The organism is Ensifer sp. R1-3, assembly GCF_056739175.1.
The window spans coordinates 569,570-584,805 of the sequence record NZ_CP096516.1 but is presented as its reverse complement, the minus strand read 5'-3'; the positions used below and the strand labels follow the sequence as shown (position 1 = coordinate 584,805).

Here is a 15,236-nt window from a genome sequence, read left to right as displayed (position 1 = left end):
CAATTCGCATGGAAAGCCGCTGGAACGACGAGGACGCAGCACGTTTTGTAGAGGCGGCACGCGCCGCGGGACAGAGCGAGGCCCTCGGCCTTCGCATCTACACCTCCCGTATCATCGGCAGCGACCCGGACCTTGTGCTGCACGGCGGCGGCAACACCTCGGTCAAGGTAAGGTCTGCCGAGGGAGAGGACCTCATGCACATCAAGGGAAGCGGCTGGGACCTCGACACGATCGAGGCACCGGGCCTGCCCGCCGTGCGCCTCGCGCCTTTGCTCGAAGCCCGTAACACCCCGAAACTCTCAGACCCGGACATGGTTTCACTGTTGCGTGCCAGCCTCATCGAGAAGGACGCGCCGAACCCGTCCGTCGAAGCGCTGCTGCACGCCTTCATACCCTTTGCCTACGTCGACCACACGCATGCGACAGCGGTCCTGGCGCTCGCCGACCAACCGAACATGCGCGACACCGTTCGTCGCATCTATGGCGATCGCCTCGCCTATGTGCCTTATGTGATGCCCGGCTTCGATCTTTCCATCGCCGCCGACCGCATCAATCGCAATCATGCGGGTTGCGAGGGTCTATGGCTGGAAAATCACGGCCTCTTCACCTTCGCAAACGATGCCCGTGCCTCCTATGAGCTGATGATCGAATTCGTCACACTGGCAGAGCAGGAACTCGCCCGCGCCGGCGTGGCGTTGACGGGCCCGCAGCCCAATGACGGCGAGAGAGACGCGGGGCTTGCTAAGCGGCTGGAAAAAGCACTGATGCGGGAAGGGTCGCCCTTCGCAAAGGGTGTCTTCCTCGATTACCGTTCGACTGCAGCGATCCGCGAACTCACATCGAAGCCGAATGTGGAGGCGATCAGTCTGCGCGGCACGGTCACGCCAGACCACGTAATCCGCATCAAGCCCTGGCCGATGATCATCGGGGCGGATGCGGATGAATGCGCAATCGAGAGCGCGTTAGCCGCTTATGCGGACCGCTACAGGGCCTACTTTGACAAAAACGCGACCCGCGCCAACGAGCAGAAACGGATACTAGACGTCTATCCACGCGTCGTTCTGGTGCTTGGGAAAGGCATGTTCGCAATCGGCGCGAATGCCAAGGCGGCCAAAATTGGCGGAGATCTCTGCGAACAGGCTGCGCGGGCAATCAACGCTGCGGAAGCCTATTGCTGTTTCACTCCGATCAGCGAGGCAGATCTCTTCGACATGGAGTACTGGTCGCTGGAACAGGCGAAGTTGAAAATAGCGGTATAGCCATCTGGCCGCACCGATCTTCCGGCCAAAAGTGGCACGATCGATGTTCTCGCCTCCCCGAAGAGGAATCGACTGCTCCGTCCTCCCTGGAGCACCGATCGCATACTTTGACCCATAAGAGGTAATCGCCTCCGAACCAATTGATGGTTGCATCTCCGTGATCGAAGTGGGGGTCCCAATCGTGGCACCGATCTGATCGACGTGGCGGAGCCAAGAAATCGAGAACCCGCGTGGAGTCGCTTAGCTGGCTTATCGAGCGAACCAGCCGCACGCCTCCCCTCTCCCTGCCCTCTCCCTGCCGCTCGACCGCGCTCTATTTCGATTGCCGACATTCCCTCAGACTCGAAGAGCTGCTGAAGACCTACGAGGGTCCGGCACTGATGGCTCGTGCGCGCGCCGGCATCGCGCTTCTCACCGAAAGCGGCATCAGCAGCATAATGGCGCGCGTCAGCGCACGGCGAGGAGGTCCCGGCGAGAAGACGCGCAAGCGGGTGCTGGTCGCCGGCCAGGTGGAGGACCATGCTTCAATCCGGTACGCCTGTCTCAGCCGCATGACCAACAATGACCTTGGTGCGGCTCGCGGCTTGCGAGCAAGCGGATGCCCAGATCCTCTACAAGCCGCATCCCGACGTGCTCGCCCGCCGATGCGCACCGTCGACCACGTCAACACGATCACCTCGCTTGCGGGCTTCGAGGCGCTCCTGCGCGGCATCAGGGGTTACCACCGCCGGCCTGTCCCTTCTACTCCGGATAGGGGCTTGACGAACGACCGCCAGCCGAACCCCGCCGCGGGCGCTCGCCCGCAAGGTCCGACACCTCCGAAGTGGCGCATCCTTGCGAGCTCATGACAGAGAGCCTGCCGCTCTCGAAGGCGCTGCGGAGTCTCCGCAAGAAATCGCTCGCGCAGCTGCGCCGGGTCGGCTAACGTCTCGTGGGCCATTAACCCCAAGCAGGGCCTCCAGCTATGGCAGATATCACTTTCGATCCGCGTAAAGTGTTTCACTATGGGTTCGTCGTGCCGAACATGGATCGTGCGCTGAAAACGTGGACGCAGCAGGGAGCCAGGCTGGTTGTGCCGCCTGCAATTGATCCGGCCCAGAATGTGTCCTGCGCGCTCCTTATTTATCTCGACAGTGTTCCGATAGAACTGGTGGCTCCGTTGCGTGACGGGCCGAATCCCGTCGCGAGTCGGCTGGCCAAGGGCGGAGGACTCGATCACGTCTGCCTGTTCTCAGACAGTCTGGAGGACGACGTGGCGAAACTCGAGGCAGATGGCGCAATGGTGGTGGTTGCGCCCTGCTATGGCGCGGTTTTCAAGAGGCGTCTTGCTTTCGTAGTCACTCGGGCAGGCTTGGTTGTCGAACTCATGACAAGAGCGACCGTGGAGGGCGCCGAAGGCGATCCGCTCGCGCCGCTCAACGGCTGGGGGTGAAAGGACCACCGGCTTCAGGAGAGCGGTGCCGACGCATTTTCGTCAAGGCGCCGTAGGTTTGAACTTTGATTTTAAATCGCCGTCACATAGGCCGAAGGCATTACTATCCTATTTACATCTCGTTAAATGCGTGCTTTTTTACCCCTGATTTTTAGCTGCGATAGAAGGCTCTGCCGAAACCCTCGTGGTTCGGTGCGTAACCTATAGTTGTCTCTTAATTGTTCGGCGGCCTCAAATATGGCCGCCAGAAAATTTATTGCTATTCAGGCTCCGTAGCGAGCTGCGTTGGTAGCGCAAGACACAGACGAATTACATCACATGTAGGATTCGCAGCCTCAGATAAGTGGCTGCGGACCAATTTTGACATTGGTTGGGTTTGATATGATCTTTATCGATCCACTCTTCCTATTTCTCTTCCTGCCGGTGACACTTATTGCGTTTTACCTTGCGCTTTTGACGCGAGGCAGGAATGAGGCACTACTGGTCATTTTCACGGCGTCAATTATCTTTTATGCTCCCTACGGCATATCGTCGGTATTTCTGCTGCTGGTCGCCCTGCTTGTCAATTTCGGGGTATCCAACGCGCTTCTTGCTATGGACGACAGTAATCCATACCGCAGAGTGCTGTATGGATGCGGCCAAGGATACAACATAGCCTCGCTGTGCTACTTCAAATACAAGATCGTTACAGTTCTTCTTGGCGACAATAATGACTTCCTGACCGATATTGCCGGCGTGGCGATACCGGCTGGTATTTCATTCTACACGTTCCATCAGGCGGCCTTTCTGGCGGATGCCTATGTTCGCGAAAAGAGCGTGGTCGAATTTTTCGAAGGGACTCGTTCGTTGAGGTCCGGTTTTTGGGCGTTTTGCCGTTATGGCGCTTTCGTCAGCTTCTTTCCGCAGTTGATCATCGGCCCAATTACCTATCTGCACGAATTCCATCCCCAGGTAAAATCCAGGAAGTTCATCAGTTTCGACCCGCTCAATATCGCCGTCGGACTCGCCTTCATCTCGATCGGCATGTTCAAGAAGGTCGTCATCGCCGACAATATTGCACCAACCGTCGATCTTGTCTTTGGTGCTGCCGGAGCCGGAGCGGTGATGGATCCCGCACATGCCTGGATCGGCGCTCTCTCCTACATGGCGCAGCTCTATTTTGACTTTTCAGGCTATTCCGACATGGCGCTCGGCCTCGCGCGCATGTTTGGTCTGCGATACCCGCTCAACTTCTATTCGCCGTTCAAAGCCAATGGTATCCTCGATTACTACCGGCGCTGGAACATGACTCTGACGCGCGTGATCGCGCGTTTCCTATTTACGCCGCTTTCAATCGCGGGGACGCGCTACTGCGCGGTGCATCGGCTTTCACCGCTGCCGACACAGATCCTCGGCCTCTGGCTGCCGATGCTAATCAACTTTCAGGTTCTCAGCCTATGGCATGGCGCCGCCTGGACCTTCGTGGCCTTCGGCCTGATGCAAGGCGTTTGGTCTGCGGCCGAGGCGCAGATAAGGGGCAGCAAGAAATACAAGCGCATGTGCAAGGTTACATCGCCGTTCATCCGATTGCTGGTGGAACGGGTCATATTCTTTATGCTGATCTGCTTCAGCCTGGCGATGTTCCGCTCCGAAAGCGTCGGTGCCGCGTTTCATCTTTATGCGCAGATGTTCGGCGCATCACTCGATGCCCCATCGGCCTTCGAAATGCGTGAGCCCGTGCTCATGCTGTTCTGTGCATTTTCAATCATCTATCTCATGCCAAACGCCGTGGAACTGATGCGCCGCTATCGGCCGGCCATGATGACCTATGAAAACGAGAGCTACGGCTTCGCGTTCCTGCGCAACATCTGGCGACCTTCCTGGGGTTGGGCTGCTTTTGCCGCCATCCTCACCATCTCGTCGCTGCACTATGTCTCGCGGCAGCCGCCTTTCCTCTATCAGGGATTTTAAGCCATGATCGGAAAGATGCTTGTCGCGTCGACAAATCCACATTTACCGTCGGCCGCAGGTCGGTGGATGGGAGCGGAGCATGTGCATGGCCGGAGGGGTACGCTCCGTAAGAAGCCAAGCTTCTCGCCACGCTGGCGCGCCGCCCTTCCAATGATCGTGACCTTTTGCCTTGTCTGGCTGGGGTATCTTTCGATCGTGACGATCGTCATTGCGACGGATCCATACGACATCTACCGCTGGGGAGCGAGGCTCAAACTGACGCGCAATGACGTCCCGCGCGATGTCGTCGTGCGGTGGGTAGACGTCGTCTCGAAGCAATCGGGAATCAACACGTTTCTTGTCGGCGGCTCGACCACGGCCATGTATTCCCCCGATGACATATCCGCAGCGCTGGGCGGAAGTGTCGTAGCCTACAATCTCAGCTATGGCGGGCCTCGACCGATGGACCGCGACATCGTTCTCGATCAACTCGCCATCAACGCGCAGGCCAAGCGGATCATCATCACGTTTGACTGGATGTACATTCTCGATTCAGAAAAGATGCGCCAAGGCTTTCCAGAGTACCTCTATGACGAGCAAATCAGCGACGACATCCGAATGGTCGACCTGAAATCGTTGCGGCGTACATGGAAGGTCCTGTTGGGGGAAACGAGCTACGAAGCGCAAGACGACGAAAGGTACGCCAAGTTCACGGAGAGGCAATACCGCTCCTTTCAGATGCCCGCCCAAATGGCTGAACTGCAGGGCCTGATCGAAGAGTATCGATCGGTTGTCGACGCCCCGAGCGGCAGGACGTGTGCGAGCTTCAATGCCGTGAATGAGCAGCTCGTGCCGAGAATTCGGAAATTCGTCGAGAAGGGCGCGCAGGTCGACGTCATCATGCCCATCCTCTCCTACGCCAATTACTATTTTCGCATGAGCGACATAAGCGCGACGTTGCTGGATGAGGTGCTGCTGTCGCGGCGGTGCTTTGTCAAATCGATAGACACCCTGCCAAATGTGCGCGTCTTTGCATGGGATGATGACCCCAGGATTGCCGGTGACCTCGGCAACTTTCGTGATCCTGGGCACGTCTATAACCCGGGGCTACTCAGGCGAACGCTTACGTCACTTTCGACGGGCGAAAACAGGCTTACGGCGGCAGACGTCGAGGCCTATGAGCGCCGAATCCGGACCGAGGTGAAGAATTATCGGCTTCGAAACAGTTATCTCGAACGAACTGCAAGGAAATGAATCGCGCACCGCATAGCGCTGTCGGCGGCCAAAAACTGCTGTCAAATCAAGGTTGAACAAATGTCTGACCATCAACTTTATCTATCCCAAGTCGCAGACGTGATCCGTGAGCTGTTCGATGAATACGACGGGCCGATTACGCTGGAGACGACGGCCCGCGACGTTCCGCAATGGGACAGCCTGTCCAATGTCAGACTGATGGTTCTGATCGAGCAGGAGCTCGCAGTCCGCTTCAGCACGGCGGAGGTGCAAGGTTTCAAGAACCTCGGCAGCCTTATCGATGCCGCGGTCAAGCGCAAGCAGAACCAATAGATCATCAGCACCCCCGCGCGGGGAGGCACATCCCTATGCACACCATGTTTCCGTGGAGACCGCCGCTTGAGGAGAACTGGGCCGCACGCGTGGCTGAGCTCGAGGCGATTGCGGCCGGTGGCGAGATGCCTGACTACGCCGCCACCAGATCGGTTGCAAACCAGCAGTTGGGACCACGCCAACAGCTCAGGATCGAGCGCCTTGCCAAGCGCCTGGGAAAAACTAAGGGAAACGGCTTCACCCGCATCGAGCTCGGCCTCCTCGGAAACCGGACGCTGAGCTATCTGTCCGACCCCTTGGGTGCTGCAGGTTTGGCGCGCGGTCTCCTCATCTCGGCGCACGAAGCGCCGTACGACGGGGTGGCGGGCTTCGCTTTCTCCGCCAGAAATTGCTTCGAGCGAGGACTCGATGCCGTGCTTGCCGTTCTGGATGAGAGCGCCCTTCACGGGGAAAGTCCACTGCTGGACAGGGTCGCGGAGGATGAGGCTGTGCTTGAGGCCGAAAGGATCGCTTCCGCGATCGCCGAGGCGGCGCGATCGAAGACCGGATGCCCGGCAATCTTTGCGACGCTGCCCCCGTGCATACAACTGACCTCCGCAGACATCGCAACGCCGGGTTCGATCGCCCGGTTCCGGTTGCGGGTCAACATGATGCTTGGTGATGGCGCTGCTGAGGGGCGGTGGCTGATGTGGGACCAAGCCGCCCTTGCTTCACGGATCGGCATTGAGCGCTGGTTCGACCCGGTGGCCTATCATTCGGCGAAGGTGCCCTTCAATGTTGAGCTCTGCCCACTGGCGGCGGACAACATTGCTTCTCTCCTCGCGGCCAAGTCCGGCAAGAGCGCCCGCGCCCTCGTGCTAGATCTCGACAATACGCTTTGGGGCGGCGTCATTGGGGACGACGGTCTTGCTGGTATCCGGATCGGCCAGAATTCGGCAGAGGGAGAGGCCTTCATCGCGTTCCAAAACTTCGTCCTGGGGCTCCGGGAACGCGGAGTAGTCCTCGCCGTCTGTTCGAAAAACACCGATGCCGTTGCGCGTGAGCCGTTCCGGCGGCACCCTGATATGCTGTTAAAAGAAGAGCACATCGCCGTGTTTCAGGCCAATTGGGACGACAAGGCCACTAATATTCGTGCGATCGCCGAAAAACTCGGCCTGGGTCTTGAGTCACTTGCCTATGTTGACGACAATCCTGCCGAACGCGAACGCGTCCGACGGGAGCTTCCGCTCGTTTCCACAATTGAGGTAGGCGAGGATCCGTCCTTCTTCATCGATCGCGTCGCGGGGTCAGGCCTTTTCGACCATCTGCCACTGAACTCCGACGATCTGGCGCGGGCAAACAGCTACGGGGGACGTGCGGCAGTTGCGGAGATCCGCGCGCGGGTAGGCAATTATGAGGAGTATCTGAAGTCGCTAGAGATGCGGATGACCATCTCACCCTTCGACGAGGTAGGCCGCCCACGCATCGTTCAACTCATCAACAAGTCCAACCAGTTCAACCTGACCACCCGCCGCTACAACGATGAAGACGTTCGGCGCATGCAGGGAGACCCAAATTTTATCGGTTGGCAGATAAGGCTCGACGATAAGTTTGCGCAGCACGGCACGATCGGAGTCGTCATTGTCCTCAAGAAGGGTTCCGAATGGGAGATCGACACCTGGCTGCAATCTTGCCGCGTCCTTGAGCGGGGCGTCGAACAGTGCTTGATGAACAGCCTGATCGAGCAGGCGGTATCAGCCGGTGTGGTCAGCATTCGCGGGCGCTACGTACCAACAGAGCGCAACGCAATGGTGTCGGATTTCTATCCGCGGCTTGGCTTCGACCTCGCGGGAACGAATGGCAACGGGTCAGTGGATTTCGTCTGCGCCATATCGAAGTACGAACCCCATCCCGTGTCCATGAACATAAACCTGTGTGTGTAGCTGTCTCCTCCTTCATTGCCGGCATGCTCAAGCAATGACGCCGCGGCACCTTGCCCGGTTCTCTGCCTTGCGTTGGAGAGCGCGCAGCCGGACCGCCCCGATGGCTGATGGCGATGGTCGCCGTATCCTCGAGGAAGGTCTTGCGGGTCTTCGAGCAGCACCTTCCGCTTCGCTGCCGGGTTGCTGCCGGCCTTCTTCGTCGGATGGTAGCCTTCTACAGACTGGTGCGTGATCGTCCGCTGTATCCTTCGTGACCGCATCGACGACGATCGAAGCCGGGTCGAAGCAGGCGAGGCATTACACGATGACGGTCGTCACCTCTTCGCTGAATTTTGCTTTCGCTATTTCTCTGTCAGGCTCCGGTCAGGTCGACTGTAACCGCCCGGTTGTTACCGCGGAGATTTCGCTTTGATGCGCGCGATGAGCTCTTCGCCATCGACGAAGGCTTCGAGGAAGTCGTTCCATTCGTCAGCGGTGCGGCGAGCATGGGCGAGCATTTGTCTCAGCTCGTCAACCCCATCGTCAGTGAGAGCGGTGAGTGCCTCGTCTGTGCCATCGTAGACGCTGATGATACTGCAGTAGGAGAGATTGTCGTCGTTGCTGACGATCGCCTGAAGGAGTTCAGGGTCCTCTCCAAGCTTTTTCGCGACAATGCATTCACCGACGAAAATACGTGATCGGACACTCCAAAAGGAAACGGTTGCTAGGCCACGGAGGTCGGTGGGTATTTCCGGCGAAGCCGATCACAGTGGCCTTAAGGCCCCTGGACTAGCTCGGCAGAAGGTGGTCATCGCACCGTTGACTGAAAGCGTAAGTGGGATAGCTCGAGGCAGGCTGACGCTAAATCTCGCGGACACATCAGCGGCAATCGACTAACCCTTACCCAAATAGGCTATGTGACAGCAGAACTGTCGTCTGGTATTTATGGCAACCTATAATTGCCCGTAAGTGCATCCTTTTTTTATTCATTCTAATATTCATTTTTAGCCGGAAGCTCCCGGCCCCTGGAGGAAAGCATGGCGACGATTACGTATCATTTCCCAGCAGGACTCTATCCTAACCAGTACAACCCACCCCTCACCGGCATAAGCGTCAACCCCTCCTTCGCTGAACTTGTGGACATGAGCAAGGCAAGCCGCTCCACGACCACCAGCACGGACGTGCTTTATCGCCTGGACAACGGCCTCAAACTGAAATTGGTCGGCACGGGGTTCAGTTTCGACGCGAACGGAGACGCCGTCGGCGGGACAGTGACATCGATCGAGGTCCTTCTGAACAACGGAACGGCCTTGGTGCAGACTATAACCGGCCTGGACCTATCACTTGAACTATTCCAAGACGCTGCCGATGGATTCGACAAGTCTGGACTTGAAAGCTGGCTCCTGAGTGGCGATGATACATTCAACGGGTCTGCCGGCGACGATGAAATTGTAGGCCACCTTGGAAACGATGTCCTGAATGGCAATGCCGGCAACGATCTTGTTACCGGTGGCGGCGGTGATGACACTTACGACGGTGGAGCCGGAGTTGATGTTCTGAACTTCCAGGATGCGTATGGAAACCCAACAGCAATAAGAGGTATAGATCTAAACGCTACCGCCGGGACGGTAATTGACCAATTCGGTTTCTCGGAAACATTCCAGAATTTCGAGGAGTTCAGAGGTACGCAGTTTTCAGATACGATGATCGGGTCCTCGGTCGACGAGACGTTTATGGGCTTTGGCGGACGCGACACAATTGACGGTGGCGCGGGCATAGATACGATCCGATACGATCGTGACGTGCAAAGGGGCGCTACAAAGGGAGTCAGCGTCAATCTCGCGACCGGCGTTACGACCGACAGCTTTGGATCTCAGGATACTCTCTCTAACATCGAGCATGTGCGAGGCACTGACTTTAAAGACACGATCGTCGGGAATTCGGCTTCTAACTCAATTCGCGCGTTTGCCGGAAACGACATTCTCGACGGTGGGAGCGGCGCCGACAATATGCGTGGCGGAAAGGGAAACGACACGTATTTCGTGAGCAGCAACAGCGACATTATCGATGAGAACGCTGATAGTGGCTCCGGCATTGATACGGTCCAATCTGTCAATTCCTTCAACCTCGCGAACATCGCGGTGGTCTTGGGAGACGTCGAGAATTTGACCCTGCTTGGGTCGGCAACCCACGCGACCGGCAATGCTCTGGCCAACGTCTTAATAGGGAATGCCAGCAGCAACACTCTGAATGGGGCGGCCGGTAACGATACGCTGACGGGTGGCGTTGGGAACGATAGTTTCTTCTTCAACTCTGCATTGAACGCGGCAACGAACGTGGACACCATCACGGACTACGATGCTCCGACCGACACTATCCGGCTGGAGAATAGCGTTTTCACTGCCATCGTAGGCACCGGAAGTTTGAGCGGTTGGCAATTCGCCAAAAACACGACGGGTCTGGCGGCCGATGCGACCGACCGCATCATTTACGAGACCGACACCGGCAACCTCTACTATGACAGCAATGGCAACGCCGCCGGCGGCTCAGTCCACTTCGCTACGGTCGGCACCAACCTCGCGATCACTGCGGGCGATTTCTTGATCGTATAAGAATACGAGACGTGACCGCTAAAGGAGCGTCCCTTGCTGGGACGTTCCATTCTGCGAGTTGCTCCGTGATCTAAATATATCTGTCCCTTCGTTGAGAGGAAGTGTCTGACCTTGAGGCGATAAAAAACCCGCCGAAGCTGCTTTGCGATCAGAGGATAAAAAAATCTTTGGTCAGCGTCACGGCCTCATCGAGATGGATCGCTAAATCCGCTTTTTTGTCGCCATTCACGTCCGCGTAAATGTACGTGTCCGAAGCTTCCTTGACATAACGGAATTCTCCGGCTCTGCCCTTAAAGGCGGCGGTGCCAATGAATGTGAATCCTTGATTTCCGGAAGTGTTTACACTGGCATCAATCGCCGACACATCGATGCGGTCACCACTGCTCGGAACGAAATCGAAGATGGTATCTACCAGCGTGCCGCTAGATTCGGCGACTGACTTGAAAAGGAAGCGGTCTGCGCCACCCTGACCCCAGAGACGATCTGCACCAGCCCCGCCATATATGGCGTCGTTCCCATCCCCAGCAGCCACGGAATCATTGCCGTTGCCGCCAGTTAGGCCATTGCCAGCACTGTTCCCGTAGAGCTGGTCGCCATAGTTCGTACCAATCAGGTTTTCGATGGAATAGTACGTGTCGCCGGCGGCATCAGTGGTGTTGGCCGATACATTTGCGAGACTGGCAATGACGCCCCGTTGAGAGGTCACATACGAGGCGCTGTCACTCCCGTTTCCGCCGTCAATGCGGTCACCACCGGCGCCGCCAATGATCCAGTCTTTCCCATCATAGCCGTAAAGGGTGTCATTGCCGCCGTTACCATTCACGGTGTCGTCGCCGTCGAAGCCCATCAAAACATCGGCCAGGCCACCGCCCGTCAGTGTGTCGTTGCCGCTTAGGGCGTTGATGATGACGCCGGCATCGTCAGACGTGCTCCAGGTACTAGCAGCATTTACGATTTCCGCAACGGCCACGCTAGTGCCCTCAACAATGAACAGCCGCTGCCCATTGTAGAAGCCTGAATAGCTGTTTACTGTGCCGCCGTAGGGCTCCCCGTACACGTCATATTTGAACCCCGACCCGCGGAATTCCTCGCTCGTGCCGTCAGAATAATTGACCCGAAACACCGTCGATGTCCGGGTGTATGACGCCCCATAATAGAGGTTGCTGAAGTCGAAATCGCTTTGATTGAAGCTAAAATTCGACGCTACCGTAAGCTTTGCCATTTGCCTGCTCCCTAGCCCAACTTTCGCAGGCATAGAACAGTTTTAGGTTGCAGGCAATTAGAGCGGGATGCATTTAGGCGGAATCGGAAAGGGGATTCCTTTTTCTGCGCAAATCAGATTCACCATTCAGGCCGGTGAAGGAGGCCGGCCTTTATGGCGAGACCTTTTTCGAATGATCTTCGGGAACGCGTTGTCGATGCGGTGACGGGCGAGGGCCTATCGTGCCGGGCAGCGGCCAAGCGCTTCGGCATCGGCATCAGCACCGCGATCGATTGGGTGCGGCGGTTTCGCGAGACGGGCAGCGCCGCACCCGGCCAGATGGGTGGGCACAAGCCCCGCAAGCTTTCCGGTCCGCACCGGGCTTGGCTGCTTTGCCGCTGCCGCGAGCGCGACTTCACGCTGCACGGACTTGTCGCCGAGTTGAGCGAGCGCGGCCTGAAGGTGGATTATCGCGCCGTCTGGACCTTCGTGCACGAAGAGGGGTTGAGTTATAAAAAAAGACGCTGGTCGCCAGCGAACGGGAGCGGCCCGACGTCGCCCGCCACCGGGCACGATGGCTGAAGCACTGCCCCGGAATTGATCCCGCCCGCCTCGTTTTCATCGATGAGAGTGTGCTGCAGAGGCACGGAAGGAGTTCAACATGAACTAAGACCGTGGCGTAAAGCTGCGTGAATGATGGGGGACGGCCCTCCGGGATCGGCTTTCAGGAGCGGGTCTCAAACCAGTCCGAGCTGCTGCGGTAAAGAGCCGTGGTGGTGAGCGTCGGATGAAACGTTCGGACGAGATCCGAGCAGGTGCATGTCCAAAAGACGAACGAAAGTGAACCCTCCGAGGACGCGTCGTTATGAACGTAAGTGTCGTCGAAACCAGGACCGTTTCGTCATCCTGGGACAAGTCCGCCAGATGCCTGATGACCGGGCGGGCGGCGACCGGCGTAGAGGGGGCGTGAGTTGGACATAGGCTTTCACGCGGAACTGCAGGAACCAGGCTCCTGATGCCAAGGGAGAAGCTCAAGCGGCGCAAACCGCAAGGCGAGAGTACCGATGCAGGAGACTGGGGCGGATCGCCCCGTATGAGCGTCGAGGACCCTGTAATGGGGTCGGAGCAAAGGGGGCGGATCAGGCCGTCGTATTGTTTGAAACAACTGGAAACAGGATGACTTCGGAAAGTACGACAGACAAGCCGTTTCGAATTGAGAAACGTCGAGTGTACGAAGCTTACAAAGCGGTCAAAGCCAACCGTGGCGCGGCCGGGGTGGACGGGCAGACGCTGGAGATATTTGAGAAAGACCTTGCAGCAAACCTCTACAAGATCTGGAATCGGATGTCCTCGGGAACCTACTTCCCGCCGCCGGTGCGCGCCGTCTCCATTCCGAAGAAGGCTGGAGGCGAAAGGGTTTTGGGTGTGCCCACGGTCAGCGATCGGATCGCGCAGATGGTGGTCAAGCAGATGATCGAGCCGGATTTGGACTCCCTCTTTCTTCCGGACTCCTACGGTTACAGGCCGGGAAAATCGGCCCTGGATGCCGTCGGAGTGACGCGTCAGCGGTGCTGGAAGTATGATTGGGTTTTGGAATTCGACATCAAAGGGCTATTTGACAATCTTCCGCATGATCTCTTGCTGAAGGCGGTCAGAAAAGACGTCAAATGCAACTGGGCTCTGCTCTACATCGAAAGATGGCTGACTGCGCCTATGGAAAAGAACGGAGAAGTCATCGAGCGGTCACGCGGTACCCCACAGGGAGGCGTGGTTAGCCCGATCTTGGCGAATCTCTTTCTGCACTATGCATTTGATCTCTGGATGACGCGGACGCATCCCGACCTTCCATGGTGTCGATATGCCGACGATGGTCTTGTTCACTGCCAGAGCGAGCAACAAGCCGAAGCCCTCAAGGTGGAGCTGAGTTCTCGGCTGGCAGCGTGCGGACTTCAGATGCATCCGACAAAGACCAAGATTGTCTACTGCAAGGATCAACGGCGCAGGGAGGCGTATCCGAATGTCACGTTCGACTTTCTCGGGTATCAGTTCCGGCCGCGACGGGTGGCGAACACACAGCGGGACGAGTTCTTCTGTGGCTACACGCCTGCGGTCAGTCCGACGGCGCTCAAGTCGATGCGGGCAACGATCAAAAGTTTGAACATCCCGCGGCAGACGCCGGGGACGCTGGCCGAAATAGCCAAACAGCTCAATCCACTCCTTCGGGGATGGATTGCCTACTATGGACGGTACAGTCGTTCGGCCCTGTCCACTCTGGCTGATTACGTTAATCAGAAACTCAGGGCTTGGATCAGGCGAAAGTTCAAACGCTTTCACTCCCATAAGACACGCGCCAGCCTCTTCTTGCGAAAGCTGGCGCGGGAAAATCCGGGGCTGTTCGTGCATTGGAAGGCGTTCGGAACGAACACGTTTACCTGATGGGAGCGGTGTGAATCGAGAGGTTCACGCACCGTTCTGCGAGAGGCCGGCTGGTGAAACTCCTCCGGCCTACTCACCCCTGGACGAAGACGAACATGGCGCCGCTGCGGGGCTGGGCGCCTCGCGGCGAACGACTGGTGGGCTACGCCCCCTTCGGCCATTGGAACACCATGACCTTTGTCGCCGCACTCAGGGCCGACCGCGTCAGCGCTCCCTTTATCCTCGATGGCCCGATCAATGGCGAACGCTTCCGCATCTATGTCCAGCAAGTTCTGGTGCCGGAACTCAAAGCCGGCGACATCGTCATCCTGGACAATCTCGGCTCCCATAAGGGTCAGGAGATCCGCGCCGCCATCCGTAAGGCCGGCGCCCGCCTGTTCTTTCTGCCGAAATATTCCCCCGATCTCAATCCGATCGAAAAGCTCTTCGCCAAAATCAAGCACTGGTTGCGTGAGGCACAGGCCAGATCACGCGATGCAATCCATGACGAACTGCGCCACATTCTCCAAGCCGTCACCCCACAGGAATGCGCAGCCTACTTCAAAGAGGCGGGATATGAACGGGCTTAAATACATACCGCTCTAGCCCACGGCGCGTTATTGTGCCTTTAGGTTTCGCCGTGGATCGAGTAGGGTCAGCGCTCAAAAACCGCAGCAATAAAATGAAACTGAACCCGCCAATTTCCGCGACCGTGGTCGCTGAAAACGAGATGCTGGTTGTTCACGGTACTGACGACGCCGGAGCGCCGGAGCCCTGACTGCGGTCGAGATTGAGTATGGCGACAGCCACGAGTTTGTGGCTTGGCTCCTGTACGTTTTTAACAACACTCCCTTGAGATGGGAGAGCAGCGGGCGATTGTCGCGGAAAACATCCACGTTGGGACGCACCAAGGCGACGAGA

The 15,236-nt window shown here is 57.6% G+C and carries 10 protein-coding genes and 3 pseudogenes; 11 read left to right on the top strand and 2 right to left on the bottom strand.

Annotated elements, in window-relative coordinates:
• The first annotated feature begins 8 nt into the window (after positions 1-8).
• The 7 genes and pseudogenes from M1D43_RS20125 to M1D43_RS20095 all read left to right on the top strand — a co-directional run bounded on the left by M1D43_RS20125 (position 9) and on the right by M1D43_RS20095 (position 8,108).
• A complete protein-coding gene (locus M1D43_RS20125; protein WP_127635142.1) occupies positions 9-1,259 on the top strand; it encodes a class II aldolase in 1,251 nt (416 codons plus the stop codon).
• A 263-nt stretch (positions 1,260-1,522) separates the two neighbouring features.
• A pseudogene (locus tag M1D43_RS20120) lies at positions 1,523-2,053 on the top strand (capsular polysaccharide export protein, LipB/KpsS family); the annotation flags it as partial.
• Between the two features lie 170 nt (positions 2,054-2,223).
• Positions 2,224-2,691, top strand: coding sequence for a VOC family protein (locus M1D43_RS20115; protein WP_127635143.1), 468 nt, complete (start codon positions 2,224-2,226; stop codon positions 2,689-2,691).
• A 381-nt stretch (positions 2,692-3,072) separates the two neighbouring features.
• Entirely contained in the window at positions 3,073-4,641 is a 1,569-nt protein-coding gene (locus M1D43_RS20110) for an MBOAT family O-acyltransferase (protein WP_457812850.1), read from the top strand.
• A 3-nt stretch (positions 4,642-4,644) separates the two neighbouring features.
• On the top strand, positions 4,645-5,874 hold the full coding sequence (locus tag M1D43_RS20105) for a TonB-dependent receptor (RefSeq protein ID WP_127522731.1): 1,230 nt from the start codon (positions 4,645-4,647) through the stop codon (positions 5,872-5,874).
• A gap of 60 nt (positions 5,875-5,934) precedes the next feature.
• Positions 5,935-6,186, top strand: a complete 252-nt coding sequence (locus tag M1D43_RS20100; RefSeq protein WP_498814446.1) for an acyl carrier protein — start codon at positions 5,935-5,937, stop codon at positions 6,184-6,186.
• Between the two features lie 35 nt (positions 6,187-6,221).
• Positions 6,222-8,108 (top strand): HAD-IIIC family phosphatase, encoded by a 1,887-nt coding sequence (locus M1D43_RS20095; protein ID WP_498814445.1) that lies wholly within the window; start codon positions 6,222-6,224, stop codon positions 8,106-8,108.
• 389 nt (positions 8,109-8,497) lie between these two features.
• Here M1D43_RS20095 and M1D43_RS20090 read toward each other — a convergent pair whose 3' ends face one another.
• Positions 8,498-8,779, bottom strand: coding sequence for a hypothetical protein (locus M1D43_RS20090; protein WP_127621928.1), 282 nt, complete (start codon positions 8,777-8,779; stop codon positions 8,498-8,500).
• A gap of 345 nt (positions 8,780-9,124) precedes the next feature.
• On the opposite strand from M1D43_RS20090, the gene M1D43_RS20085 reads away from it, so the two are divergent.
• Positions 9,125-10,699, top strand: coding sequence for a calcium-binding protein (locus tag M1D43_RS20085; protein ID WP_024311912.1), 1,575 nt, complete (start codon positions 9,125-9,127; stop codon positions 10,697-10,699).
• A gap of 148 nt (positions 10,700-10,847) precedes the next feature.
• Here M1D43_RS20085 and M1D43_RS20080 read toward each other — a convergent pair whose 3' ends face one another.
• Positions 10,848-11,921 (bottom strand): calcium-binding protein, encoded by a 1,074-nt coding sequence (locus M1D43_RS20080; RefSeq protein ID WP_127621920.1) that lies wholly within the window; start codon positions 11,919-11,921, stop codon positions 10,848-10,850.
• Between the two features lie 153 nt (positions 11,922-12,074).
• On the opposite strand from M1D43_RS20080, the pseudogene M1D43_RS20075 reads away from it, so the two are divergent.
• The 3 genes and pseudogenes from M1D43_RS20075 to M1D43_RS20065 form a co-directional block, all read left to right on the top strand.
• Positions 12,075-12,532 (top strand): annotated as a pseudogene (locus M1D43_RS20075) (IS630-like element ISRm2011-2 family transposase); the annotation flags it as partial.
• Positions 12,533-13,076: 544 nt separating this feature from the next.
• Positions 13,077-14,336, top strand: coding sequence for a group II intron reverse transcriptase/maturase (ltrA, locus tag M1D43_RS20070; protein WP_498814443.1), 1,260 nt, complete (start codon positions 13,077-13,079; stop codon positions 14,334-14,336).
• Between the two features lie 80 nt (positions 14,337-14,416).
• Positions 14,417-14,905: pseudogene (locus M1D43_RS20065) on the top strand (IS630-like element ISRm2011-2 family transposase); the annotation flags it as partial.
• Positions 14,906-15,236 lie beyond the last annotated feature (331 nt).

Bases quoted from the DNA above. Each gene is read 5' to 3' on its own strand.
- M1D43_RS20125 (WP_127635142.1), top strand. From the start codon at position 9: ATGGAAAGCCGCTGGAACGACGAGGACGCAGCACGTTTTGTAGAGGCG.
- M1D43_RS20115 (WP_127635143.1), top strand. From the start codon at position 2,224: ATGGCAGATATCACTTTCGATCCGCGTAAAGTGTTTCACTATGGGTTC.
- M1D43_RS20110 (WP_457812850.1), top strand. From the start codon at position 3,073: ATGATCTTTATCGATCCACTCTTCCTATTTCTCTTCCTGCCGGTGACA.
- M1D43_RS20105 (WP_127522731.1), top strand. From the start codon at position 4,645: ATGATCGGAAAGATGCTTGTCGCGTCGACAAATCCACATTTACCGTCG.
- M1D43_RS20100 (WP_498814446.1), top strand. From the start codon at position 5,935: ATGTCTGACCATCAACTTTATCTATCCCAAGTCGCAGACGTGATCCGT.
- M1D43_RS20095 (WP_498814445.1), top strand. From the start codon at position 6,222: ATGCACACCATGTTTCCGTGGAGACCGCCGCTTGAGGAGAACTGGGCC.
- M1D43_RS20085 (WP_024311912.1), top strand. From the start codon at position 9,125: ATGGCGACGATTACGTATCATTTCCCAGCAGGACTCTATCCTAACCAG.
- M1D43_RS20080 (WP_127621920.1), bottom strand. From the start codon at position 11,921: ATGGCAAAGCTTACGGTAGCGTCGAATTTTAGCTTCAATCAAAGCGAT.
- ltrA (WP_498814443.1), top strand. From the start codon at position 13,077: ATGACTTCGGAAAGTACGACAGACAAGCCGTTTCGAATTGAGAAACGT.